Annotated in this window: 20 protein-coding genes; 10 read left to right on the top strand and 10 right to left on the bottom strand. The window is 75.0% G+C overall.

Annotated features, from left to right (window positions below; genetic code table 11):
- The first annotated feature begins 173 nt into the window (after positions 1–173).
- Entirely contained in the window at positions 174–812 is a 639-nt protein-coding gene (locus QSK52_RS31250; RefSeq protein ID WP_285739587.1) for a LysE family translocator, read from the top strand.
- A gap of 35 nt (positions 813–847) precedes the next feature.
- On the opposite strand, the gene QSK52_RS31245 is transcribed toward QSK52_RS31250, so the two are convergent.
- Both QSK52_RS31245 and QSK52_RS31240 read right to left on the bottom strand, forming a co-directional pair.
- Complete coding sequence (locus tag QSK52_RS31245) at positions 848–2092, bottom strand: cytochrome P450 family protein (protein ID WP_285739586.1); 1245 nt, start codon at positions 2090–2092, stop codon at positions 848–850.
- 300 nt (positions 2093–2392) lie between these two features.
- A complete protein-coding gene (locus QSK52_RS31240; RefSeq protein WP_285739585.1) occupies positions 2393–4429 on the bottom strand; it encodes a beta-galactosidase in 2037 nt (678 codons plus the stop codon).
- Positions 4430–4709: 280 nt separating this feature from the next.
- Here QSK52_RS31240 and QSK52_RS31235 point away from each other — a divergent pair, with 280 nt between their 5' ends.
- From QSK52_RS31235 to QSK52_RS31220, 4 genes are all read left to right on the top strand, one after another.
- Entirely contained in the window at positions 4710–6023 is a 1314-nt protein-coding gene (locus tag QSK52_RS31235) for an ABC transporter substrate-binding protein (RefSeq protein ID WP_285739584.1), read from the top strand.
- A gap of 105 nt (positions 6024–6128) precedes the next feature.
- Positions 6129–7058 (top strand): carbohydrate ABC transporter permease, encoded by a 930-nt coding sequence (locus tag QSK52_RS31230; RefSeq protein WP_285739583.1) that lies wholly within the window; start codon positions 6129–6131, stop codon positions 7056–7058.
- A 1-nt stretch (position 7059) separates the two neighbouring features.
- Positions 7060–7962 (top strand): carbohydrate ABC transporter permease, encoded by a 903-nt coding sequence (locus tag QSK52_RS31225; protein ID WP_285739582.1) that lies wholly within the window; start codon positions 7060–7062, stop codon positions 7960–7962.
- Positions 7963–8015: 53 nt separating this feature from the next.
- A complete protein-coding gene (locus tag QSK52_RS31220) occupies positions 8016–9062 on the top strand; it encodes a LacI family DNA-binding transcriptional regulator (protein WP_285739581.1) in 1047 nt (348 codons plus the stop codon).
- Positions 9063–9105: 43 nt separating this feature from the next.
- On the opposite strand, the gene QSK52_RS31215 is transcribed toward QSK52_RS31220, so the two are convergent.
- Positions 9106–10035, bottom strand: a complete 930-nt coding sequence (locus QSK52_RS31215) for a sigma-70 family RNA polymerase sigma factor (RefSeq protein ID WP_285739580.1) — start codon at positions 10033–10035, stop codon at positions 9106–9108.
- A 118-nt stretch (positions 10036–10153) separates the two neighbouring features.
- Between QSK52_RS31215 and QSK52_RS31210 the strand changes: the two genes are divergently transcribed.
- The 4 genes from QSK52_RS31210 (at position 10154) to QSK52_RS31195 (ending at position 18210) form a co-directional block, all read left to right on the top strand.
- Positions 10154–13378: an FtsX-like permease family protein gene (locus QSK52_RS31210; RefSeq protein WP_285739579.1), complete on the top strand. Its 3225-nt coding sequence runs from the start codon at positions 10154–10156 to the stop codon at positions 13376–13378.
- Between the two features lie 85 nt (positions 13379–13463).
- Complete coding sequence (locus QSK52_RS31205) at positions 13464–16202, top strand: hypothetical protein (RefSeq protein ID WP_285739578.1); 2739 nt, start codon at positions 13464–13466, stop codon at positions 16200–16202.
- Positions 16203–16234: 32 nt separating this feature from the next.
- Positions 16235–17236 carry an ABC transporter ATP-binding protein gene (locus tag QSK52_RS31200; RefSeq protein ID WP_285739577.1) on the top strand — a complete coding sequence of 334 codons (1002 nt, stop codon included), beginning with the start codon at positions 16235–16237 and terminating at the stop codon, positions 17234–17236.
- Positions 17233–18210 carry a sigma-70 family RNA polymerase sigma factor gene (locus tag QSK52_RS31195; RefSeq protein WP_285739657.1) on the top strand — a complete coding sequence of 326 codons (978 nt, stop codon included), beginning with the start codon at positions 17233–17235 and terminating at the stop codon, positions 18208–18210. The genes QSK52_RS31200 and QSK52_RS31195 overlap by 4 nt, the downstream gene beginning before the upstream one ends.
- A 3-nt stretch (positions 18211–18213) precedes the next feature.
- Here QSK52_RS31195 and QSK52_RS31190 read toward each other — a convergent pair whose 3' ends face one another.
- From QSK52_RS31190 to QSK52_RS31180, 3 genes are all read right to left on the bottom strand, one after another.
- Entirely contained in the window at positions 18214–18477 is a 264-nt protein-coding gene (locus QSK52_RS31190; protein WP_285739576.1) for a hypothetical protein, read from the bottom strand.
- A 78-nt stretch (positions 18478–18555) separates the two neighbouring features.
- Positions 18556–18894, bottom strand: a complete 339-nt coding sequence (locus QSK52_RS31185) for a hypothetical protein (protein WP_285739575.1) — start codon at positions 18892–18894, stop codon at positions 18556–18558.
- Positions 18895–18972: 78 nt separating this feature from the next.
- On the bottom strand, positions 18973–19749 hold the full coding sequence (locus QSK52_RS31180) for an SDR family NAD(P)-dependent oxidoreductase (protein ID WP_285739574.1): 777 nt from the start codon (positions 19747–19749) through the stop codon (positions 18973–18975).
- Positions 19750–19860: 111 nt separating this feature from the next.
- Here QSK52_RS31180 and QSK52_RS31175 point away from each other — a divergent pair, with 111 nt between their 5' ends.
- On the top strand, positions 19861–20442 hold the full coding sequence (locus QSK52_RS31175) for a TetR/AcrR family transcriptional regulator (RefSeq protein ID WP_285739573.1): 582 nt from the start codon (positions 19861–19863) through the stop codon (positions 20440–20442).
- Between the two features lie 84 nt (positions 20443–20526).
- Here QSK52_RS31175 and efeU read toward each other — a convergent pair whose 3' ends face one another.
- From efeU to QSK52_RS31155, 4 genes are all read right to left on the bottom strand, one after another.
- On the bottom strand, positions 20527–21375 hold the full coding sequence (gene efeU / locus QSK52_RS31170; RefSeq protein WP_285739572.1) for an iron uptake transporter permease EfeU: 849 nt from the start codon (positions 21373–21375) through the stop codon (positions 20527–20529).
- Positions 21376–21419: 44 nt separating this feature from the next.
- Positions 21420–22715 carry an iron uptake transporter deferrochelatase/peroxidase subunit gene (gene efeB, locus QSK52_RS31165; RefSeq protein ID WP_285739571.1) on the bottom strand — a complete coding sequence of 432 codons (1296 nt, stop codon included), beginning with the start codon at positions 22713–22715 and terminating at the stop codon, positions 21420–21422.
- A 170-nt stretch (positions 22716–22885) separates the two neighbouring features.
- Positions 22886–24043 (bottom strand): iron uptake system protein EfeO, encoded by a 1158-nt coding sequence (gene efeO, locus QSK52_RS31160; protein ID WP_285739570.1) that lies wholly within the window; start codon positions 24041–24043, stop codon positions 22886–22888.
- A gap of 311 nt (positions 24044–24354) precedes the next feature.
- A partial coding sequence (locus QSK52_RS31155; protein WP_285739569.1) for an acyl-CoA dehydrogenase family protein occupies positions 24355–24782 on the bottom strand: 428 nt, incomplete at its 5' end.

Below are 24782 nucleotides of genomic sequence, written 5' to 3'. Positions count from 1 at the left end.
ATGTGAACTAAATTACTGCGCGGACCCCCGCCCCGGCCAGTCGTCCCGGATGGCGGACGGGGGCAAGGGTGGTACGACGGGCGGGAGTTGACGACCAGGCGGTAAAGCTTCGGCAAAGCCCGGGCGGGGAAAACCGCTGGCCGGGCGGGCCGCCCTGTGCTTGCATCACCTCCATGGTGTCCACCGACCGCTTGCTCGCCTTCGCCGCCGTGTCGTTCCTGCTGATCGTCGTCCCCGGCCCGAGCGTGCTGTTCGTGATCGGGCGGGCCCTGGCCCACGGGCGGCGGGCCGCGCTGACCACGGTCGCGGGGAACACCACCGGCGCGTACGCCCTGGTCGCGGCCGTGGCGTTCGGGGTGGGCGCCGTGGTGGAGCGCTCGGTGCTGCTCTTCGCGCTGCTCAAGTGGGCGGGGGCGGCCTACCTGGTGTTCCTCGGCGTCAGGGCGTGGCGCGAGCGCGGGTCGCTGCGGGCCGCGATCGGCGGGGCGGGAGCCGCGCGGAGCGGCCTGCGGACGTTCGGGGAGGGGTTCACCGTCGGCGTGACCAACCCCAAGACCATCGTGTTCTTCGCCGCGGTGCTGCCGCAGTTCGTCGACCGCGGCCAGGGGCGCGTCGCGGCGCAGATGCTGCTGCTGGGCCTGGTCTTCAACGTCATCGCCCTGGTGTCCGACATGGCGTGGGGGCTGGTCGCGGCCACCGCCCGCGACTGGTTCGCGCGTTCGCCGCAGCGGCTCTCCCTGGTCGGGGGCGTCGGCGGGCTCGCCCTGATCGGGCTGGGCGTCACCGTCGCCGCGACGGGCCGCAAGGACTGATCCGGCCCCGGGCGGGCGCCCGGGGCCGGTCCCGGTCAGTCGCGGCCGTGCAACAGGACGGGCAGCTCGCGCGGGCCGTTGGAGATGAAGGACGGCAGGGGGCGCAGGTCGGCCGCGGGGACGGCGAGGGCGAGGCGGGGGAAGCGGCCGAAGAGCCCGGTGAGGGCGATCCGGGATTCGAGGCGGGCGAGCTCGGCGCCGAGGCAGTAGTGGACGCCGTGGCCGAAGGAGAGGTGGTCGCGGCGGGTGGCCCGGGTGTGGTCGTAGTCGGCGGCGTCCTCCCCGTGCAGGGCGGTGTCGCGACCGGCGGCGAGGAAGTTGACCACCAGCAGGTCGCCGCGGGCGAAGGTGAGGCCGGTGGCTTCGTCGTGGACGTCCTCGACGGCGAAGCGCGGGAGGATGTTGGCGACCGGCGGCTGGTGGCGCAGGGCCTCCTCGACGGCGTCGGGCCAGCGGGCCGGGTCCTGCCGGATCTGCTCCAACTGGTCGGGGTGCTCGAGGAGTTGGACGACGGCGCTGCCGAGCAGGTTGACGGTGGTCTCGTGTCCGGCGCCGATGAGCAGCAGCAGGCTGTCGAGGAGTTCGCGCTCGTCCAGGCCGGTGCCGGTCTCCTCGTCGCGGGCCTGGATCAGCGCGGTGGTGACGTCCTCGCCGGGGTCCTTGCGCTTGGCCTCGGCCAGCAGGGCGAGTTGGGCGTAGACGGCTTCGGCGTTGCGGACGGCTTCCTCGGGGCCGGTGCCGGTCTCGAAGAGCCGGCCGATGGTGGAGCGGAACGCGTCGTGCATCTCCTCGGGCACGCCGAGCAGGGTGTTGACCACCCGCAGCGGCAGGACCCAGGTGAACTCGGCGCGCAGGTCGACGACTTCGCCCGGCGGGTGGGCGGCCAGCCGGTCGAGGAGCTCGGCGGCGATCCGCTCGATCTCCGGGGCGAGGGCGCGGATCCGGCGGGCGGTGAAGGCTGGGCCGATCAGGCGGCGCAGCCGGGCGTGCTCGTCGCCGTACGCGGTGAGGGCGTTGCGGACGTCGGTCCACATCCGCAGCGGCCAGTCGGCGGGTATCTCACCGGCCAGGTCGGCGGTCCAGTGCCGGGCGGCGTCCTTGGAGATCCGGGGATCGGTGAGCAGCCGCCGGATCAGGGCGGGGTCGGTGACGGACCAGCCGGTGACGCCGCCGGGCAGTTCGATCGGTGCGGCCGGTCCGGCGGCGCGCAGGGCGGCGGTCTCGGCGTGCAGGTCCGCACCGGCCGGGTCGAGTCGGTACGGGCAGCGCTGGTCGTCCATCGAGGGCCCTCCCCGGGGGCTGCGGTGTCCGGAACGGCCGGTTGGTGCGGGTGTCCCGCCCGGTCGGCCGTTTCGGACTGTACCTGTCACCCCGGGCCGCCACACCCGGTTTCCGGAGACCGGCGCCCCGGCCAGGGGGCGACCCCGGCCCGGGAGCGGGCTCCGGCCCGGGAGCGGGCTCCGGCCCGGGAGCGTGCTCCGAAGCAGGAGCGGCTCCCGGCCCGGGCCGGACCCGGTCGGTGCCGCAGCACCCGCGTCGTCGGTGCCGCAGCCCCCCGCGTCAGCGCCGGAGAGCCCGCGTCAGTGCCGCAGCACCCGGGTCTGTCCGGCGGGGACGGCGAGGGTGTCGGAGACGCTCGCGCCGGTGAGCAGTTCCACGCCCGGCCCGGTGGTCGGGAGGTCGACGTCGACGTCGCCGTGGTTGATCGCGAAGAGGTACCGGCCGTGCTCGCCGACCCGCTCCACCACCTCGACGTCGTGCGGCAGTCGGCGCTCCGTCAGCCCCGCGTCGGCGGCGGCGGCGCGCAGCACCCGGGCGAGCCCCTCGCCGTCGAGGCGGGCGGAGACGTACCAGGCGTGGCCGCGGCCCAGGGCGTGCCGGGTGACGGCGGGCCCTCCCGCGGCGGGGCCCCCGGCGGGGCCGTCGGCGTAGCGCCACACCGTCTCGGCGCCCTCGGTCAGCACGTACTCGGTCCAGGCCTCGGCCCGCAGCGGCTCCCGGCCGTCCGTGCCCTCCAGCCGGACGTCCGCACCGGCCCGCAGCGGGGCGAACTCCTCGACGGTGAGTCCGAGGACCTCGCGCAGGGCGCCGGGGTGCGGGCCGGGGTGCACGGTGTCGTGCTCGTCGACGATGCCGGAGAAGCAGGAGACCAGCAGGGCGCCGCCGTTCTCGACGTACTGGCGCAGGTTGTGGGTGGCGGCCTCGGTGGTGAGGTAGAGGGCGGGGACGACGACCAGCGGGTAGCGGCTCAGCTCGGCCTCGGGGTGGGCGAAGTCGACGGTGAGGTGGGCGTCCCAGCTGGCGGTGTACCAGGACTCGGCGCGTTCGCGGGCGTCCAGGTCGATGCTGGGGCGCCACTCCAGGCGCTGGGCCCACCAGGACTCCCAGTCCCAGAGCATCGCGGCGTCGGCCTGCACCAGGCTGTCGCGGATCTCCGCGAGCGACCCCAGCTCCTGCCCCAGCGCCACGACTTCGCGCCAGATCCGGCTGCTGGTCCCGGCGTGCGGGAGCATCGCGGAGTGGAACTTCTCGGCGCCGTAGCGGGAGGCCCGCCACTGGAAGAACATCGCGCCCTCGGAGCCGCGGGCGACGTGCGCGAGGCTGTTGCGGGCGAGTTCGCCGGGGCGCTTGGCGAGGTTGCGGGGCTGCCAGTTGACGGCGCCGGTGGAGTGTTCGAGCAGCAGCCAGGGGCGGCCGGCCGCGACGGAGCGGGTGAGGTCGGCGGCCATGGCGAGGTTGATCTGGCTGCGCGGGTCCTCGGCGACCAGGTAGTGGTCGTTGGAGACCAGGTCGACCTCGCGGCCCCAGGCCCAGTAGTCCATGGACTGGCACTGGCTGAGGGCGGTCATGAAGTTGGTGGTGACGGGGATGCCGGGGGCGAGGCGGTGCAGCAGGTCGCGTTCGCGCTTGAAGTTGGCGAGGACCGCGTCGTTGGTGAAGCGGGCGTAGTCGAGCTGCTGGGCGGGGTTGCCCGCGGTGGGGGTGAGGCGGGGCGGCTGGACGTCCTCCCAGCGGGTGTAGCACTGGCCCCAGAACGTCGTCCCCCAGGCGGAGTTGAGTTCCTTGAGGGTGCCGTAGCGGTCGCCCAGCCAGCGCCGGAAGTGGGCGGCGGACTCCTCGCAGTAGCAGTCGCTGACCGGGACGCCGTACTCGTTGTGGACGTGCCAGAGGGCGACGGCGGGGTGCGTGCCGTAGCGGCGGGCGAGTTGTTCGGTGATCCCGACGGCGGCGCGCTGGTAGGCGGGGGAGCTGTGGCAGATCGCGCCGCGGGAGCCGAAGGCGTAGCGGGTGCCCTCGCGGGTGACGGGCAGCGCCTCGGGGTGGTCGCGGTAGAACCAGGCGGGCGGGACGACGGTGGGGGTGGCCAGGTCGGCGCGGATGCCGTGGGCGTGCAGCAGGTCGAGCAGGCGGTCGAGCCAGCCGAACTCGTACTGGCCGCGCTCGGGTTCGAGCAGGGCCCAGGAGAAGATCCCGACGCTCACCATGGTGACCCCGGCCTCGCGCATCAGGCGGACGTCCTCGGCCCAGACCTCCTCGGGCCACTGCTCGGGGTTGTAGTCGCCGCCGTAGGCGAGCGGGTCGAGGCCGAGCGGGCGGGGGTACCTCGGGTGGGCCATGGTGTGCTCCCTCGTGAAGAACTGTGAACGTGCACACCCTAGTCACCTTCGGGTGTCGTTGTGTCTCGCCCAGATAACCGTACGAGCTCAGGCATTGACAAGTGTCTCCCAGGTTTCCGTACTGTGAACGTGCACAGCGGCGGGGCGGGCTCCTGCCCCACCCGCCGCGGCCCGAGCAGTCCCCGCACCACTCCCCCGGGCGGGCCGCCGCGCACCCCCTCGCACGGCGGCCGGCCGCCCGGCCCCCTCACTCGACATTCCGTGATCCTCGGGAGGATCCATGCACCGTCGCCTCGCCCTCGCCGCGGCCGCCGCCCTGTGCGGCACGCTCGTGCTGTCCGCGTGCTCGTCCGACGGCGGTTCCGGTGATTCCGCCAAGGCCGCCTCCGGCCCGGTGAAGCTGACGTTCTGGTCCTGGGCGCCGAACATGGACAAGGTCGCCGAGATCTGGAACAAGGCGCACCCGGACATCCAGGTCAGCGTGCTGAAGCAGGCCGGCGGCGACGACCTGGTCACCAAGACCATCACCGCGGCGAAGGCGGGCAACGCCCCGGACCTGCTCCAGGCCGAGTACCAGGCACTGCCGACCCTGGTCTCCAACGACGTGCTGGCCGACATCGCCAAGCAGGCCGGGAGCGCGAAGTCGCAGTTCGCGGACGGGGTGTGGAAGCAGGTCACGCTCGGCTCGGACGCGGTGTACGCGATCCCCGAGGACACCGCGCCGCTGGCCTTCTACTACCGCCAGGACCTGTTCGAGCAGTACGGCCTCAAGGTCCCCACCACCTGGGACGAGTTCGCCGCCGCCGCCCGCACGCTGAAGCAGAAGGCGCCGGAGAAGTCGCTGACCACCTTCTCCGCCAACGACCCGGGCCTGTTCGCGGGCCTGGCCCAGCAGGCGGGCGCCAAGTGGTGGACCACCTCGGGCGAGAGCTGGAAGGTCGCGATCGACGACCCGGCGACGAAGAAGGTCGCCGACTTCTGGTCCGGCCTGGTCAAGGACGGCTCGGTGGACAACCAGCCGATGTACACCCCGGCCTGGAGCAAGGCCCTGAACGACGGCACCCAGATCGGCTGGGTCTCGGCGGTGTGGGCGCCGGGCGTGCTGACCAGCTCGGCCCCGGACACCAAGGGCAAGTGGGCGATGGCCCCGCTGCCGCAGTGGGAGTCCGGCGCCTCGGTGACCGGCAGCTGGGGCGGCTCGGCGACCGGCGTGACCACCGGCGCCGTGAAGTCCGGCCACGCGGAGGCCGCGGCGAAGTTCGCGACCTGGCTGAACACCGACCCGGAGGCGCTGGCCGGCCTCGTCCAGCAGGTCAACGTCTACCCGGCGGCCACCTCGGCGCAGACCGGCAGCCTGCTGTCGGCGGCCCCCGAGTTCTTCGCGAACCAGCCCGACTTCTACGCCAGGGCCGCGGAGATCGCCAAGGGCACCGCCCCGGCCGCCTGGGGCCCGAACGTCAACGTGGCGTACTCGGCGTTCAAGGACGCCTTCGGCAAGGCCGCCCAGGACAAGGGCGACTTCGGCCCGGCGCTGTCGACGATGCAGCAGTCCACCGTCGAGGACCTGAAGAAGAACGGCTTCCAGGTCGGCTGACCCGCCCTGCCGAGCCCCCGGTCCGCCGCTCCGCCCGGCGGCGGACCGGGCTCACCTCCCCGACCTCCCTCCCCGCGAAACCCCTCAAGGTCCTTAGGAGCCGCCATGGCCTCCCCTCCCCCCGCCGCCCGCGCCCGCCGGCGCCGCGGTTCGCTCGCGCCGTACGGCTTCCTCGGCCCGGCGACCGTGCTGTTCACCCTGTTCTTCGCGCTGCCGATCGGCTTCGCGGTGTACCTGAGCCTGCGCGCCGTGAAGGTGAAGGGCCTGGGCCTGGGTTCGCACGCCCGCACCGAGGTGTGGGCGGGGCTGTCGAACTACACCTCGGCGCTGGCGGACCCGGAGCTGCTGTCGGGCTCCGGCCGGGTGCTGCTGTACGGGGCGCTGCTGGTGCCGACGATGCTGGGCGCGGCGCTGTTCTTCGCACTGCTGCTGGACGTGCCGCGGGTGCGGTTCGGGGCGTTCTCCCGGCTGGTGATCTTCCTGCCGTACGCGGTGCCGGGCATCGTGGCGTCCACCCTGTGGGGGTTCCTGTACCTGCCGCAGGTCAGCCCGGGCTACTACCTGCTGACCCAGGCCGGGATGAGCGGCCCGGACCTGCTGCACGGCAACGGGCTGTACCTGGCGATGGCGAACATCGCGGTGTGGGGCGGCACCGGCTTCAACATGATCGTGATCTACACCTCGCTGCGGGCGCTCCCGGCCGAGCTGTACGAGGCGGCCCGGCTGGACGGCTGCTCGGAGCTGCAGATCGCGCTGCGGATCAAGATCCCGCTGGTGGCGCCGTCGCTGGTGCTGACCTTCTTCTTCTCGATGATCGCCACGTTGCAGGTGTTCGCGGAACCGATGACCATCAAGCCGTTGACGAACTCGATGAGTTCGACCTGGTCGCCGCTGATGAAGGTGTACCGGGACGCGTTCGTGCAGGGCAACATCTACTCCGCCGCCGCCACCTCCGTGGTGATCGCAGCAGCCACCCTGCTGCTCTCCTTCGGGTTCCTGAAGCTGGTCAACAAGCGTGCCAACGGAGGCAGTTGAGATGAGCACCACGACCGCCCCGGCTCCCCGCCGGACCGCCCCCGCACTGCCCCGCAAGGGCTCCGCCCCCGCCCCGCGCCGCACGGCCTGGACGCCGACCCTGCTCCTGCTGCTGGGCGCGGTGTACTGCCTGGTTCCGGTGGTCTGGGTGGTGACGGCGGCGACCAAGAGCCGCCAGGAGCTGTTCACCACCTTCACCTACGCCCCGGGCTCCGGCTTCTGGGACAACCTGACCGAACTGTCCTCGTACCGCGGCGGCGTGTACTGGCAGTGGATGGCCAACTCGGCGCTGTACGCGGGCGCGGGCGCGCTGCTGTCGGCGGCGGTGTCCGGCGTGACGGGCTACGCGCTGGCCAAGTACCGCTTCCGGGGCCGCTCCGCGGTGTTCAACGTGCTGCTGGCGGGCGTGCTGATGCCGCCGATCACGCTGGCGGTGCCGCAGTACCTGCTGATGTCGAAGGCGGGCCTGGCGGACAGCTACTGGTCGGTGCTGCTGCCGAGCATCCTGTCCCCGTACGGCATCTACCTGTCGCGGATCTACGCGGAGGCGGCGATCCCGGACGAGGTGGTGGAGGCGGCCCGGGTGGACGGGGCGCGGGAGTGGCGGCTGTTCCGGAGCGTGGCGCTGCCGATGATGGTGCCGGGGCTGGTGACGGTGTTCCTGTTCCAGTTCGTGGCGATCTGGAACAACTTCCTGCTGCCGTACATCATGCTCGGCGACGACCACAAGTTCCCGGTGACGGTGGGCCTGTACTCGCTGCTGCAGCAGGGCGCGAACGAACCGGCCCTGTACACCCTGGTGATCACCGGCGCGCTGCTGTCGATCCTGCCGCTGATCGCGCTGTTCCTGGGCATGCAGCGGTACTGGCGGGTCGACCTGCTGTCCGGTGCCGTGAAGTCCTGACGGGCCGCCAGTACAGTGACCCCGACACCTCGATCTGCAAGGACCTGCATCCGATGACGGAACCAACTCCCCGCGGCCGGGCGGCCGGACGGCCCAAGCGCCCGCCGACGATCCACGACGTGGCCGCGGTGGCGGGCGTCTCGCGGGGCACGGTGTCCCGGGTGCTGCAGGGCGGGCACAACGTCAGCCCGGCCTCGCAGCAGGCGGTGGAGGCCGCGATCGCCAAGCTCGGGTACGTGGTGAACCGGGCGGCCCGCAGCCTGGTGACCCAGCGCTCGGGTTCGGTGGCGTTCCTGCTGACCGAGCCGCAGGAGCGGTTCTTCGAGGACCCGAACTTCACCACCCTGCTGCGCGGTTGCACGGCGGCGCTGGCCGAGCACGACATCCCGCTGCTGCTGATGACGGCGGGCGACGACGCGGAGCGCCGCCGGGTCACCCGCTACCTGGCGGCGGGCCACGTGGACGGCGTGCTGCTGGTCTCCTCCCACCGGGGCAACCCGATGATCGAGCACCTGCGCGAGGCGGACATCCCGATGGTGTGCTGCGGCCGCCCGCTGGGCCAGCGCGGCCGGGTGCCGTACGTGGCGGCGGACGACCGCGAGGGCGCCAAGGACCTGGTGCGCCACCTGCTGGAGTCGGGCCGCACCCGGATCGCCACCATCGCGGGCCCGCAGGACACCCCGGGCGGCGTGGAACGGCTGTCCGGCTACCGCGAGATACTGGCCGAGTACGGCCTCCCGGCCAACGAGCGGCTGATCGCGTACGGCGACTACAGCCGGGTCGGCGGCGAGACCGCGATGCGTGAACTCCTGGACAGCGAGCCGGAGTTGGACGCCGTGTTCGTGGCCTCCGACCTGATGGCGGACGGCGCGCTGTCCGCCCTGGAGCACGCCGGGCGCAGCGTCCCGGAGGACGTCGCGGTCGGTGGTTTCGACGACTCGCCGGTGGCGCTGACCACCCGCCCGCCGCTGACCACGATAAGGCAGCCGTGGGACCGGATCTCCGCCGAGATGGTCCGGCTGCTGCTGGACCGGATCGCCGGGGAGGAGGCTCCGACGGTGATCCTGCCGACCGAGCTGGTGGTGCGCCGGTCCGCCTGAGCCCGCCCCTTCCCCTCTCCCCTTCGCCCTGTCCGGGCCGCCGCTACAGGCGTCCGGGCAGGGCGAAGGCGTCGAGTACGCCGGGGTCGGTGTAGACGGTGGTGCGGGTGACCGATCCGGCGGCGACGTCCAGCAGTTGGACGCTGTGCAGCAGGTGCCCGCGGCCGTCCGGGGCGGGGGCGTAGGCGGCGAAGGCGCTCTGGCCGTTGGCGCCGACGGGGCGGGTCAGCCAGCCGGTGCCGCGCATGGCGTAGACCCGGTCCATGAACTGCCCGTAGTGCTGCGGTCCGCGGTACCAGAGGGCGAGCGGCGGCATCTCCAGGACGGCGTCGTGGGCGAGCAGGCCGACCAGGGCGGGGACGTCGGCGGCCTCGAAGGCGGCGAGGTAGCGCTCCAGCACGGCCTTCTCCGCGGGCCCGTCCGGCTCCCGGAGCCGGTCGGTCTCGGCTTCCTTGAGGGCGCTCCGGGCGCGCTGCAGGGCGCTGTTGACGGCGGCGACGGTGGTGCCGAGCTGTTCGGCGACCTCGGCGGCGCTGAACGCCAGCACCTCGCGCAGCACCAGGACGGCCCGCTGCCGGGCGGGCAGCAGTTGCACGGCGGCGACCCAGGCCAGGCGCAGGTCGGTCCGGGCGGCGGCGTCGAGCCGGGCGTCGGGGAAGGGCTCCAGCCAGGGCACGTCCACGGCGGGGGTGAGCGGGGCGAGCGGGTCCCGGTCGGGGGCGCCGAGCCCGGCGGGCAGCGGGCGGCGGGCGCGGCCCTCCAGGGCGGTGAGGCAGGCGTTGGTGGCGATCCGGTAGAGCCAGGTGCGGACCGAGGCGCGGGCCGGGTCGTAGCGGTCGCGGGCGTTCCAGGCGCGCAGCAGGGTCTCCTGGACGAGGTCCTCGGCGTCGTGGAAGGAGCCGGTCATCCGGTAGCAGTGGGCGGTCAGTTCGGCCCGGTGCGCGTCGAGGTCCACGGGCCCATCCTGCCGCACCGGCGCGGCGGTCGGAGCGGGCGGGGTTCGTGCGCAGGCCCTTCCGATTCCGGTCGGGTTCTGACAGAGTCGTCCGCTATCCGGTGCACCGGGGCCGGAACAGGGGGGACGGGTACAGATGCTGGGCTTCGTGCTGCTCCGGCTGCGCGGGCGGCTGCCGCTGGCGGCGGCGGTGCTGTTCACGGTGCTGACCGCGACGACCGTGCTGACCGCCCTGCTCGCCTTCGACCGGGCGGTGACCGGGGCGGGCGTCCGCCGGGACCTGTCGGGCGGCCGGGCCGCGGTGCTGCTGAGCGCCGACCACGGGCTGGCCGGGCGGGCCGCGGACGACGCGGGCGCGGCCGCGTTCGGCGCCGACCTGTTCGACGGGCTGCCGGTGACGGTGCAGTCCCTCGCCCGCAGCCGTGCCTACGGCCTGCCCGCCGCGCCCGCGCCCTCCGCCGCCCCGGCCCGCGAGGTGGACCTGACGGTGCTGGCGGCGCTGGACCGCGACCGGGTGCGCCTGACGGCCGGGCAGTGGCCCGCCGCCCCGGGCGCCGACGGGGCGGTGCAGGTCGCGGTGCCGGGCAGTGCGCTGTCCCGGCTCGGCCTGGAGCCGGGCGCGCTGCCCGCGCAGCTGGTGCTCTCCGACCGGTACGGCGGGGCGCCGCTGACCGTCCGGGTCACCGGCGTCTACCGGGCGCTGGACCGGGACGCGCCCTACTGGCGGCTGGACCCGCTGGGCGGCCGGGAGGTCCAGGTCCAGGGCTTCACCACCTACGGGCCGATGCTGGTGGACGACGGCGCCTTCGGCTCCGGCCTGCTGCCGCAGGGCAGCCGTGGCACGCTGCTGACCGCGGACTTCGCGGGCGCCGACCGGGCCCGCGTCGAGCGGGTCGAGGAGCGGGCCGCCCGGCTGCCGGAGCTGCTCGGGCGGGACGCCCCGGGCTTCCAGTCGCAGACCGAACTCCCGGCGCTGCTGGCCGAGTTGCGGTCGGCCAGGCTGGTGGCGGAGTCGAACCTGCTGATCGGCGCGCTGCAGCTGGCGGTGCTGGCGGGCGCGGCGCTGCTGCTGGTGGTGCGCCTGGTCGCGGGGCGGCAGGCCCGGGAGGACGCGCTGCTGGCCGCCCGGGGCGCGACCCGGGGCCGACTGGCGGCCTGGGCGGCCGTCGAGGCGCTGCTGCTGGCGCTGCCCGCCGCGCTGCTGGCGCCGCTGCTGACCAGCCCGCTGCTGCGGCTGCTGACCGGGCGCGGCCCGCTGGCGGGGCTGCCGCTGGCGCCCGCCGACACCGCGGTGCGCTGGCCCGCGGCGGCGCTGTGCGCACTGGCCTGCGTGCTGCTGGCGGTGCTGCCCGCGGTGGGGCGGCGCGACCGGGCGCGGGTGGTGTCGCGCCGTCAGGCGGTGGTCGGCGCGGTGGCCCGTTCCGGCGCGGACCTGACGCTGCTGGTGCTGGCGGTGATCGCCTACCGGCAGTTGGACGCCCGCACCGGCGGCCTGTCGACGGCCGCGGACGGGACGCTGGGCATCGACCCGGTGCTGGTCGCGGCGCCGACCCTGGCGCTGTGCGCGGGCACCCTGCTGGTGCTGCGGCTGCTGCCGTTCGCGGCCCGGCTCGGGGCCCGGCTGGCGGCGCGGGGGCGCGGGCTCGGGGTGGCGCTGGGCGGCTGGCAGCTGGCCCGCCGCCCGGGGCGGGCGAACGGGCCGGTGCTGCTGCTGGTGCTGGCGGTGGCGACCGGGGTGCTGGCGATCGGCCAGCACGCGGCGTGGCGCGACTCGCAGCGCGACCAGGCGGACTTCGCCACCGCGGGCGGCCTGCGGATCACCGGTTCGGCGCTGCCCGCGCTGGGCCAGGGCGGCCGGTACGCGGCGCTGCCGGGCGGGGAGCGGCTGCTGCCGGTGGCGCGGGTCGACCAGTCGCTGCCGGGCGGGCGGCAGGGCCGGGTGCTGCTGACCGACACCGCCCGGGCGGCCACCGGGCTGCACGTGCGGCCCGACCTGTTCGACGGCCGTCCGGTCGGGGAGCTGCTCGGTCCGCTGGCCGCGCCGCAGCCGCCGGGCCTGCCGCTGCCCGGGCACCCGGCCCGGATCGACCTGACCCTGTCGGTGCACACCGCCGACCGCCCCGTCCCGGACCCGGCGCCGCTGCAGGGGCCCGACCTGTGGCTGCAGTTGCGCGACGGCTTCGGGGCGGCCCACCGGGTCCTGGTGCCGCAGTTGCCGGCCCGGGGGGAGCTGACCGTCCCGGTGCGCCTGGACGCGTTCACGGCCGCGCCGCTGGGCTCGGCCGCCGCGCCGCTGACCCTGACCGGCTTCGGGCTGGTGTACCCGTCCAACTGGTCGGAGAGCGCCGGTGACCTGACGGTCCGCGGGGTGGCCGTCGCCGAGAGCCCGGACAGGCCCGCGGTGCCGGTCGCGGCGCCCGCGGGCGCCTGGCGCGGGCAGGTCGAGCCCGGTGTCCCGGTGCAGGTGGAGAGCGCTCCGGACGGGCTGGTGACCGTGCACTACCGGCCGGGCGAGGAGGAGCACGAGGGGGCGCGAGCGGTGGCGCTGGCGCCGGGTGGTGCCCCGCCCGGCGCGGAGGTCCCGGGCGTGGCCACCGGCGCGTACCTGACGGCCGTCGGCGCCTCGGTCGGCGACCTGGTGAAGGTGCAGGTCGGCAGCACCAGCCTGCCGGTGCGGATCACCGGCCGGGTCGAGGCGCTGCCGGTGTACGGCAGCACCGGCCTGCTGCTGGACCTCGCCCGCACCGACCGGTGGCTGGCCGAGCGCGGCCTGGACGCCCCGCCCGTCTCCGAGTGGTGGCTGCCCGCGACCGGGCCCGGTGACGGCGTCCCGGCCGCCGCCGCGGCGGCGCTGCGGGCGGGCCCCACCGCGCAGCGGCTGGACCTGCTCGGGGAGGACGCCGCCGCCCGGCTCGGCGACCCGCTGAGCGCCGCCCCGCAGGGGGCGCTGGCCGCGCTGGCGGTGGCCGCGGCGGTGCTGGCCGCGATCGGCTTCACCGCGGCGGCCACCGCGGGCGCGGCGGAGCGGGCCGGTGAGGCGGCGGTGCTGCTGGCGCTCGGCGCGCCCCGGCGGCTGCTGAACCGGAGCGCCGCCGCCGAGCAGGTGGTGCTGGTCGGTCTGGGCACCGGCGTCGGCCTGCTGCTGGGCACCGCCCTGGTGCACCTGGTGGTCCCGCTGGTGGTGCTCACCCCGGCGGCCCGCCCGCCGGTGCCGGGGGTGCTGGTCGGGCTGCCGCCGGGCCAGGTGCTGGCGCTGGCCGCCGCGTCGGCGGCGCTGCCGCTGCTGTCCGCCTTCCTGTTCGGCGGCCCCCGCCGCCGCACCGCCCCGGCGGCCCGCCTGCGCTCCGCGGAGGGCACGTGATCCCGGCCCCGCCGCTGCCCGCCCGCCCGCTGCCCGCTGCCCGTCCGCTGCCCGTCGCCAGTCCGCTGCCGCCCCTGGAGGAGCGATGACCGCCCCCGCCCCCTGGGTCCGCACCCGGCTGCGCACCGCACCGCTGGCCGCCCTGCTGACCGCCGTCCTGGTGCTGGCCCTGGTCTTCCTGGCCGCCGCGCTGCCCCGGGCGCTGGACCGGGGGGCGGACGGCGCGCTGCACGGCTTCCTGCGCGGCTACGGCCCGGTCTCCACCAGCGTGGTGGTGACCTCCGGCCCGCCGTCCGGCGGCGATCCGGCGCAGCTCCTGGACACCACGGCGGCTCAGCTGACGGAGGCGATCGGCCCGCGGCTGCCGCTGGAGCCGACCGGTCCGGTGTACGGGCGGCGGGCCACCCAGCCGCGTTCGCTGCCCGATCCGGCACTGGACCGCCCGGAGGGCGTCGCGCCGGAGCTGGCGCTGCTGTACCAGCACGGGGCGCGCGAACACGTGCGGTTGACGGCCGGTCAGTGGCCGGGCGGGGCGGCGGCCGGGGAGCCGGTGCCGGTGGCGCTGTCGGAGGCCGCCGCCGCCACGCTCAAGGTCGCACCGGGCGCGGTGTTCGACGGCGGCGCCTCGGTGCTGTTCCCGAACGTCCCGTTCGGTCCGGCCCGGGTGCGGGTGGTGGGCCTGTACGCGGTCGACGACCCGGCCGACCCGTTCTGGGCCGAGGCGGGCTGCGCGCTGAAGGCGTGCCGGAACCTGACGCCCTCGCACGGCCCGGGCGACCCGCCGATGGCGTACTGGTACGCGGTCGCGCTGACCGGCCCGGAGGAGGTGCCCCGGCTGAGCCGCTGGGGCAGCGGGGCCGAGGACTTCTGGCGGCTGCCGGTGCGGGTGGAGGCGCTGCGGGCGGACCGACTGGCGCAGACGTCCTTCGCGCTGGCGACGGTCACCTCGGGACCGGTCGCGGTCAGGGTGACCACCGGCAGCGGGCGCTCGAACGTGCGGATCGGCTCGGCGCTGCGCGGGGCGATCGACACCGCGCGGGAGCGGCAGGCCGCGATCGACTCGTTGACGGCGGTCGGTCCGGCGGGGGCGGCGGGCGTGGCCGTGGTGGTGCTGGGGTTGGCGGCGGCGCTGGGGGCGGAGCGGCGGGCGGCGGAGCTGCGGCTGCTGCGGGCCCGGGGCGCGGGGCTGGGCGGGGTGTTCCGGCGGCTGCTGGGCGAGGGGGCGTGCACGGTGCTGCCCGCGGCGGCGCTGGGCGCGGGGCTGGCGTTCGTGCTGCTGCCGACGCCGCGCTGGGTGCCCGCCGCGGTGGCGGCGGGGTCGGTGGCGCTGCTGGCGCTGCTGGCCTTCCCGGTGCGGGTGGTGCTGGTGCTGCGCGGCCCGTCGGGCGGGGCCCGACCGGGGCGGCGGCGGCTGGTGGCGGAGGCGGCGGTGCTGGTGGTGACCGCGGCGGCGGTGGCGCAGGTGGCGCGGCGCGGGGTGGCCCCGGCGGGTGCGGGGGTGGATCCGCTGCTGGTGGCGGCGCCGTTGCTGCTGTCGTTGACGGGTGCGCTGCTGCTGGCCCGGTTGCAGCCGGTGCTGATCGGCTGGTCGGCCCGCCGGGCGGGTCGGCGGCCGGGCGCGGTGGGTTTCCTGGGCCTGGCCCGGGCGGCCCGGGGCGGTGGCCGGGGGCGGGCGCGTCCGTCGGTGCTGCCGCTGCTGGCGCTGGTGCTGGCGGTGGCGTGCGGTGCGGTGGGCGCGGACGTGCTGGGTTCGGTGGCCGCGGACCGGACGCGGGTGGCCCGGTACGCCCTGGGCGGGGACGCGTCGGTGAGCGCGGGGCTGGAGCGGGCGCTGCCGGAGGGCTTCCTGGCGGCCGCGGACCGGCTGCCGGGGGTGGAGACCTCGCTGCCGGTGTGGATCGAGGACGACGTCACGATGTCGGTGGGCAGCGGTGCCTCGGTGCGGGTGAACGTGGTGGCGGCCGATCCGGTCCGGTACGCGCGGCTGGCCGGGGTGGCGGGTCGGGGCCGGTTCGATCCGGCGCTGCTGGCGGGCGGGCCGGACGGCGGCCCGCTGCCGGTGCTGGTCAGCAGCGACCTGCCGTCGGGCGGGTTCAGCCTGCGGCTGGCGGGCGGTGACGCGGTCGAGGTCCGCTCCGTGGGGGTGGCCGACGGGACGCCCGCGGTGAGCGGGTCGAACGGCCCCACCGTGGTGATGTCCTCGGTCGCCGCCGCCGACCTGCTGCCGCGCTTCGGCGGCCCGGACAAGTGGCTGGCGGCCGGGCACCCGGACGACGCGCAACTGCGGGCGCTGGCCGAGCGGTTCCTCGGCCAGCCCGCCTCCGGCACCCGGCCGGGGCACCTGGTGCGGACGGCGGCCGGGGAGGCCGCGGCGCTGGGCAGCGACCCGCTGCAGGCTTCGGCGGTGCGGCTGTTCTGGGTGTCGGTCGGCGCGACGGCGCTGTTCGCGCTGCTGTCGGTGCTGCTGACGCTGCTGCGGGCGGGGCCGGAGCGGGCGGCGGTGCTGGCCCGGCTGCGCACGATGGGGCTGCGTCCGCGGCAGGGGCTGGCCCTGGTGCTGGCCGAGGTGCTGCCGCAGGCGCTGGTCGCGGCCCTCGGCGGGGCGTTGACCGCGGTGTGCTGCGTGCGCCTGCTCGGCCCGGCGGTGGACCTGTCGCCGCTGGTCGGGTCGGGCGTTCCGACCGGGCTGCGGCTGCTGGCCGGTCCGATCGCCCGACAGGCGCTGGCGCTGGCCCTGTTGGCATCCCTGGCGGTGCTGGTCGAGGCCGCCGTCACCGCCCGTCGGCAGATCGCCACCGAGTTGCGCGCGGGCGACACCGAATGACCTCCACCCCGTCCGTAGGAAGGGACGACCCGATGAGCACTCCGCCCCCGAGCCTGGACGAGTTGCGGGCCAGGGCGCTGGCCGCGGCCGCGCCCCGGACGCCCCGCACCGACCTGGCGATCAACTGCGAACGGCTGGTGAAGATCTTCACCGCCGACAAGGTCGAGGTCCAGGCCCTGCAGGGCCTGGACCTGACCGTGGACCGCGGCGACCTCGTCGCCCTGGTCGGCGCTTCCGGCAGCGGCAAGTCCACCCTCCTCAACATCCTCGCCGGCCTCGACTCCCCCACCGCCGGCCACGCCACCGTCGACGGCCGCGACCTGCTGACCATGACCCCCAAGCAACGCCTGCACTACCGCCGCGAAACGGTCGGCTTCGTCTGGCAGCAGACCGCCCGCAACCTGCTGCCCTTCCTCACCACCGCCCAGAACACCGCCCTGCCCATGCAGCTGCGCACCAACCACCGCACCGCCAAACGCCAACGGGCCCGCGTCACCGACCTCCTCGAAGCCCTCGGCATCGCCGACCTCGCCCACCGCCGCCCCGCCCAGCTCTCCGGCGGCCAGCAGCAACGCGCCGCCATCGCCGTCGCCCTCGCCAACGACCCCACCGTCCTGCTCGCGGACGAGCCCACCGGCGAACTCGACACCGAGACCGCCGCCGGCATCTTCGACGCCTTCCGCACCGTCAACCGCGAACTCGGCACCACCGTCGTCATCGTCACCCACGACCCCATGGTCGCCGCCGAAGTCCGCCGCACCGTCGCCATCCGCGACGGCCGCACCAGCACCGAGGTCCTCCGCCGCACCGAGATCGACGAGCACGGCACCGAGACCGTCCACGAACGCGAGTACGTCATGCTCGACCGCACCGGCCGCATCCAGCTCCCCGCCGCCTTCCTCACCGCCCTCGGCATGCAGCACCGCGTCGCCGCCGACCTCGCCGCCGACCACATCGCCCTGCGCCCCGACGACTCCCCCACTGAACCGACCGGTTGTCGGACCGGCGTACTAGGGTGGTCCCCGTGGCAATGATCATGGATCGTGACGGGGTGGCGGAGCAGCTGGAGCCGTTCCGCCGGGAGTTGACGGCGTACTGCTACCGGATGCTGGGTTCCGCCTTCGAGGCGGAGGACGCGGTGCAGGAGACGCTGCTGCGCGCCTGGTCGAAGTTCGACGGCTTCCAGGGCCGCTCCGCCCTGCGGACGTGGCTGTACCGGATCGCCACCAACGTCTGCCTGGACATGGCCCCGGCCGCCCAGCGCCGGGCCCGTCCGATGGACCTCACCTCCCCCTGCCCGGCGAACGCGCCGGACCTCGCCCAGCTGCAGGAGAACGTCTGGGTCGGCCCGGTGCCGGACGAGCGCGTGCTCTCCGGCGACCCGGCGGAGGTCGCGGTGGGCCGGGAGTCGATCCGGCTGGCGTTCGTCTCGGCCCTGCAGAAGCTGCCCGCCCGGCAGCGGGCCGTGCTGATCCTGCGGGAGGTGCTGGCCTGGTCGGCCGCGGAGACCGCGGAGCTGCTGGAGACCTCGGTCGCCTCGGTGAACAGCGCCCTGCAGCGCGCCCGGGCCACCATGTCCGCCCAGGGCCCCGCGGGGGACGTCCTCGACCCGCTGGACGAGACCCAGCGCGCCCTGCTCGCCCGCTACGTCCGGGCCTTCGAGTCCTTCGACATCGAGGGCCTCCAGCGCCTCCTGCACGAGGACGCGGTGCTGAACATGCCGCCGTTCCAGATGTGGGTGCAGGGCGTGGTCGAGCTCGGCGAGTGGTGGCGGGGCGCGGGCTGCGGCTGCGCGGGCTCCCGCCTGCTCCCGGTCGAGGCCAACGGCAGCCCGGCCTTCGCCCAGTACCGCCCGGCCGAGGACGGCAACGGCTGGACGCCCTGGGGCATCACCACCCTGGAGATCGTCGACGGCCGGATCGCCACCATGACCAACCACATGGACGTCGACCGGCTCTTCCCGCTCTGGAACCTCCCGATGCGCCTGACCACCGACCCCCGCGGCTGACCCTCACTCCACCGGCAGCGCCTCCGCCAGCCCGGTCAGCTCCAGCAGCACCCGCCACCGCTCCCCCGCCCCGCGCAGCACCACCCGCCCTCCGGCCCGCCGCACCACCAGCGCCAACCGCCCCACCCGCCGCAGCTCCCCCGCCCCCGGCTCCCCCACCACCAGCACCACCCGCACCGCCCCTTCCCGCCCCGCCACCGACGCCAGCAACTCCCCCGCCCGCTCCTCGTCGACACCGGGCTGCAGGACGATCTCCAGGTTCTCCATGCCCGTACTGACCGCCCGGCCGCCCGGAACTCATCGCCCGCCCTCCCCCGGCTTCCGCGCGCCCCCGCGCCGAGCCGGTCAGGAGGCGTACTTCCACCAGCCGAAGCCCCGCGCGTAGGCCCGCCGCAGCGCCGCGCGCCCGCGGTGGCCGCGCGCGTACTGGACGGCGAGCGCCGCGACGAACAGCAGGGCGCCCGCCGCGGCGACGACCGCGCCGCAGGCCGGACCGGCCAGCCGACCGGAGAGCCCGGCGAGCGCCACCGTCAGGGTCAGCCCGAGGTGGCCGTCCGCCACCCGCAGCGGCTCCGCCTCCCCGTTCCCGCCCTCGGCGAGGGCCTCCCGCAGGTCGTTGCGGTACCGTTCGCGGGCCGCCTCCGGGTCGGCCTCGCGGCCCTCGGGCCAGTGCTGGACGCCCAATGCCGCTCTCCCCTCCTCGTCTCCCCCGGAGGGTAGCGCCCGGCCGCCCGGGACCGGTCGCCCGCCCCGGACGTCCGCTCAGACGAAGTAGCCGCCGTCGACGGGGAGCACGCTGCCGGTGACGAACGCGGCGGCGGGCGTGGCGAGGAAGACCACGGCGGCGGCGACCTCCTCGGGGCGGCCGTAGCGGCCGAGTGCGTTGGCGGCGCGCTGGAAGTCGGCGTTCGGGCCGTCCTCCGGGTTCATCTCGGTGTGGGTGGAGCCGGGCTGCACCACGTTGACGGTGATGCCGCGTCCGGCGAGTTCCTGGGCGGCGGCGCGGCTGTAGGCGACGACCGCGGCCTTGGTGGCGGCGTAGTCGGCGAGGCCGGGCCGGCCGGGACGGGCGGCGAGGTTGGAGCCGATGGTGATGATGCGTCCGCCGTCCGGCAGCAGGCCCGCGGCGGCCCGGATCGCGGCGCTCACCCCGCCCACGTTGACCGCGTGCTGCCGGGCCAGGGCCTGCACGTCCACCTCGGCGGTGATCGGGCCGGGGGCGATGACGCCCGCGTTGTTGACCAGGATGTCGAGCCGCCCGAAGTCCGCCGCGACGGCGGCGACCAGTGCCTCGACCTGGGCGCCGTCCCCCTGGTCGGCCCGGTAGGCGGCGGCCCGCCGTCCGAGCGCCTCGATCCGCCGCACGACCTCCTCGGCGCGCGGGCCGGAGCCGCTGTGGCTGAGGGCGACGTCCGCCCCGGCCGCGGCCAGGGCGAGCGCGGTGGCGGCGCCGATGCCGCGGGAGCCGCCGGTGACCAGGGCGGTGCGGCCGGCCAGCGCGTCGGGCGCGAAGACGGCGGTTGCGGTCGGGTGCGTCATGTCGGGTCCCCCTCCGATATCTGTACCGCTCGGTACACATCGGGGACGCTACCATATCGATCGGTACAGAATCACCGGCCACCACCCCGAACCCCCGGAGGGCAGGACGACATGACGGGCCGTCCGCGCGCGTTCGACCGCGACGAGGCGCTCGACCGCGCCGTGCGGGTCTTCTGGCGGCACGGCTACGAGGGCGCCGCGCTCTCCGACCTCACCGCCGCGATGGGCATCAACCGCCCCAGCCTGTACGCGGCGTACGGCAACAAGGAGTCGCTGTTCCGCCACTGCCTGGACCGCTACCAGCAGGGCCCGGCCCGCCACGCCCGGGAGGCCCTGGCCCGGCCCACCGCCCGCGCCGTCGCCGAGCACCTGCTGCACGGCACCGTCGCGGTGGTGACCCGCGAGGAGGGCCCCGGCTGCCTCCTGGTGCACGGCGCCCTCGCCACCGGCCCCGGCTCGGAGGCGGTCCGCGCCGAGAGTGCCGCCCGCCGCACCGCCCACCGCACCGCCCTGCGCACCCGCCTCGAACAGGCCGCCCGGGCCGGGGAGTTCCCCCCGGACACCGACCCCGCCCTCCTCGCCGACCACCTCAGCACCCTCGCCTACGGCCTCGCCGTCCAGGCCGCCGAGGGTCTCCCCGCCCCCCACCTGCGCCGCATCGCCGACCACGCCCTCCGGCACTGGCCGCACTGACCTCCCGCCGTCCGGGCCGGGAACGGCGAACCGCCCGGCCACCGCGCGTTCGCGGTGGCCGGGCGGTCCGTCGTCGGCCGGGTGTCAGGCGGCCCCGGCCCCGGGGGCGGCGGCCCGGGCGGGCTCGGGCGGGGAGCCCGCGGGCTTGCGGAAGAAGAAGTACAGCGTGGGCACCAGGTAGAGCGCCCAGACCCAGACCTGGGCCTTCGTCGGGTCGGGCTGGAAGTTGAACACGCCCTTCAGCAGCGTCCCGTACCAGCTGTCGGCGGGGATGGTGCTGGAGATGTTGAAGGCGTGCGCCGAGAGGCCGGGCAGCCAGTCGGCCTCCTGGAGGTCGTGCACGCCGTAGGCGAGGACGCCCGCGGCGACGACGACCAGCATGCCGCCGGTCCAGGTGAAGAACTTGGCGAGGTTGATCCTGACCGCGCCGCGGTAGAACAGCCAGCCGAGCACGACGGAGGTGAGCAGGCCGAGGGTGGCCCCGGCCAGCGGGCTCCAGCCGTCGCCGGTGGACTGGACGGCGGTCCAGATGAACAGCGCGGTCTCCAGCCCCTCGCGGCCGACGGCGAGGAAGGAGGTGACGATCAGCGCGACGGTGCCCATGGCGAGCGCGGCGTCCAGCTTGCCCTGGAGCTCGCTCTTCAGGTGGCGCGCGGTGCGGCGCATCCAGAAGACCATCCAGGTGACCAGGCCGACGGCGATGATCGACAGGCTCCCGCCGAGGGCCTCCTGGGCCTCGAAGGAGAGCTGGTTGGAGCCGAACTGCAGCACCGCGCCGAACGCCATGGCCAGCGCGACGGCGCTGCCGACGCCGATCCACACCGGGCCGAGGCGGTCCTTGCGTCCGGTCTTGACCAGGTAGGCGATCAGGATGCAGACCACCAGGCTGGCTTCGAGGCCCTCGCGCAGGCCGATCAGGTAGTTGGCGAACACGGCGGTTCTCCTCCTTCGGGACTTCAGAAGAGTGCGGGCGGGGGTCAGCCGAAGAGGGTCTGGCCCCACCACTCGCCGGGCTTGCGGACACCGGGCGGGCAGGCGAAGTGGGCGGATCCGACGTGGGTGATGTACTCGTTCAGCTTGTCGTTGGCCGCGAGCTTGGTCTGCAGCGGGACGAACGCCTTGCGGGTGTCGCGCTGGTACGCCAGGAAGAACAGTCCGGCGTCCAGGCGGCCGAGGCCGTCGGTGCCGTCGGTGAAGGAGTAGCCGCGGCGCAGGATCATCAGCCCGCCGTTGCTGTCGGGGTGCGCCAGGCGGACGTGCGAGTCGGCGGGCATCGCCGACAGGTCGGGGGCGTCGCGCTCCTTCTGCTTGCCGTAGGGGGCGCCCTCGATCTTGGTGCGGCCGAAGGTGTCCTCCTGGTCCTTGAGCGAGGCGCGGTCCCAGGTCTCGATGGTCATCCGGATCCGGCGGGCGACCAGGTAGGAGCCACCGGTCATCCAGTCGGCGCCGTCGCCGGGGGCGACCCACACGTGCTGGGCGAGGGCGTCGGCGTCGGTCCCGGCGATGTTGTGGGTGCCGTCCTTGAAGCCCATCAGGTTGCGCGGGGTCTGGCTGTCCGGCGTGGTGGAGGAGGTCTTGCCGAAGCCGAGCTGCGACCAGCGGACGTTGACCACGCCCATGCCGATCCGGGCCAGGTTGCGGATGGCGTGCACGGCGACCTGCGGGTCGTCGGCGCAGGCCTGGATGCACAGGTCGCCGCCGCTGCGGGCGGCCTCCAGCCGGTCGCCCTTGAACCTGGGCAGCTCGACCAGCGCCTCGGGCAGCTTGGCCTTCAGCCCGAACCGGTCCTGGCCGTCCTTGTCGAACAGGGTGCGGCCGAAACCGATGGTGAGGGTGAGCCGGGAGGCGGGCAGGCCGAGCGCCTCGCCGGTGTCGTCCGGCGGCGACTCGGGGACGACGCCGACGGCGCCGCCGCCGACCTCGCGGCCGCCGGTCATCGAGGCGGCGGCCTTCGTCCACTCCTTGAGCATCTTGACCAGGGCGTCCCGGTCGTCGGTGATCACGTCGAAGGCGGCGAAGTGCAGCCGGTCCTGGACGGGGGTGGAGATGCCCGACTGGTGCTCGCCGTAGAACGGGACGTCCGGGGTCTGCGGCGCGGCGGCGCCGCCGTCCTCGGTCGACATGGTCGCGGCGGCCACGGTGCCCACCGCGGCCGCGCCGAGCGCGACGCCGGCCCCCGCCCAGCCTATGACGGCCCGTCGGCTGAGCCCGGCGCGCTGCGCCTGCCCGCCGCCCGCGGCGGGGGCCGCCTGCTGCTCGTTCTCGGCGTCCATCTCTGGCTTTCCCTCTCGGACGTGGAACCTGGTACGGGTGCTGCCGCGGCTGCGGCAGCACCCTTGACGGAGACTTAGCTTACGCTGCCCTTACCTGGGCGTCCCGCCCGGCCCGGCCCCTTGACCTGGGCTTGACCGTGGCCGGCCGCCCCGCGGGCCGGTGGCGTCGGCTACTTGGCGACGACGGCGGCGGCCAGCTTGGACAGCGGCTCGCCCAGCGAGTTCACCGCGTCCGAGAAGACCTTGCGCTCGTCCTCGGTGACCTTGTCGTACGAGGTGTAGGTGCCGTCGGCGCCGCGGTACTTGGCGAGCAGTCCGGTGATCTTCTCGAACTCGGCGTCCAGGGTCCTGGACAGCTCGGGCTCGCGCTCGGAGGCGACCGGCTTGAGCAGCTCGTAGGCCTGGCGGGCGCCCTCGACGTTGGCGGCGAAGTCCGACAGGTCGGTGTGGCTGTAGCGGTCCTCCTCGCCGGTGATCTTGTTCTTGGCGACCTCGTCCAGCAGTTCCTTGGCGCCGTTGGCCATGCCGGTGGGGGTGATCTCGGCGCTGGGGATGCGCTTCTGCCAGTCCTTCAGGTCGGCGACCAGCTGGGTGGCGAGGGTCTTCTCCTCGTCGCCGATCCTGCCGTCCACCCACAGCGACTTCTCGATCCGGTGCCAACCGGTCCAGGCCTGGCCCTCCTCCAGGGCGTCCTCGCGGGTGTCGGTCTTCGGGTCGATGTCGCCGAAGCTCTCGGCGACCGGCTCGGTGCGCTCCCAGCCGACCCGGGAGGCGGCGAACAGCGACTTGGCCTTCTCCACGTCGCCCGCGGTGACGGCGGCCGCGAACTGCTCCACCACCGGGATGGTCGCGTCGGCCTGCTCCTGGGCGTACGTGCGGTAGTCGGCGACCGCCCGGGTCAGTCGGTCGTCCGCCTGCGCGGAGGCCGGGGCACCGGCCGTGACGGTGATCTTCTGCCGGATGCCGTCACCGGTCATGCCGGGCTTGCAGGCGACCTCGTAGGTGCCGGCCTTGATCTCGGCGTTGATGCTGACCTTGGTGCCGGGGCCGATGTTCTCCCGCTCGGTGACGATCTTGTCGCCGTCGCCGTAGACGTACACCTCGGTGACCTTGCTGCCCTTGTTCGACACCGCCAGCTCGACGTGCCCGGCCGGGAAGGAGGTCTTCGACAGGTCGCACTTGTCGTCCGTCGCGGTGACCTGCACCGGCCCGGACGCGCCGTCGGCCGAGGCCTTGCCGCCGTCGTCCTTCTTCGAGCACCCCACCAGCGCGGCACCCGCCACGGCGAGGACGAGGAACGCGGCGGCGGACGTACGGCGGGCGGGCATGCTCACTCCAGGGACGAGGGGACGCGGGGTCTGACCGATGCGGCGGCCACCCGGAGGGGTCTCCCGGCGGCCGCCCAGTAAGCTAAGGCATACCTTAGATCCCCCGCCAGGCCGGGTCGACACCCCGTGCCACGGCATCCTGCCCGGCCTGGCCGCCACCATCCGCTTTTTTCGGCCAACTCCCGCCCCGTGTCGAGCAGTTCACCAGCACTCCGGCCACCTTGCCCGCCCGGCGTGTGATCGGAACCACTCGCCCCCGAACGCCGCCAGGGGCGCGGGGCCACGCCCCGCGCCCTGCTGCCGACCGTCCGTCAGGGCAGGTTGCGGGCCATCACGATGCGCTGGACCTGGTTGGTGCCCTCGTAGATCTGGGTGATCTTCGCGTCCCGCATCATCCGCTCCACCGGGTAGTCCCGCGTGTACCCGTACCCACCCAGCAACTGCACCGCGTCCACCGTGATCTCCATCGCCGCGTCCGACGCGTAGCACTTGGCCGCCGCACCGAAGAACGTCAGGTCACCGTCACCGCGCTGCGACTTCGCCGCCGCCGCGTACGTCAACTGCCGCGCCGCCTCCAGCTTCATCGCCATGTCCGCCAGCATGAACTGCACACCCTGGAAGTCACCGACCGGCCGGCCGAACTGCCGGCGCTCCTTCACGTACCCCTTCGCGTAGTCCAGCGCCCCCTGCGCGATGCCCAGCGCCTGCGCCGCGATCGTCACCCGGGTGTGGTCCAGCG

The sequence above is a fragment of the Kitasatospora phosalacinea genome (assembly GCF_030268885.1).
Lineage (GTDB): Bacteria > Actinomycetota > Actinomycetes > Streptomycetales > Streptomycetaceae > Kitasatospora > Kitasatospora phosalacinea_C.
The sequence above is the reverse complement of the archived record's forward strand: the minus strand, read 5'-3'. Positions and strand labels throughout refer to the sequence as shown.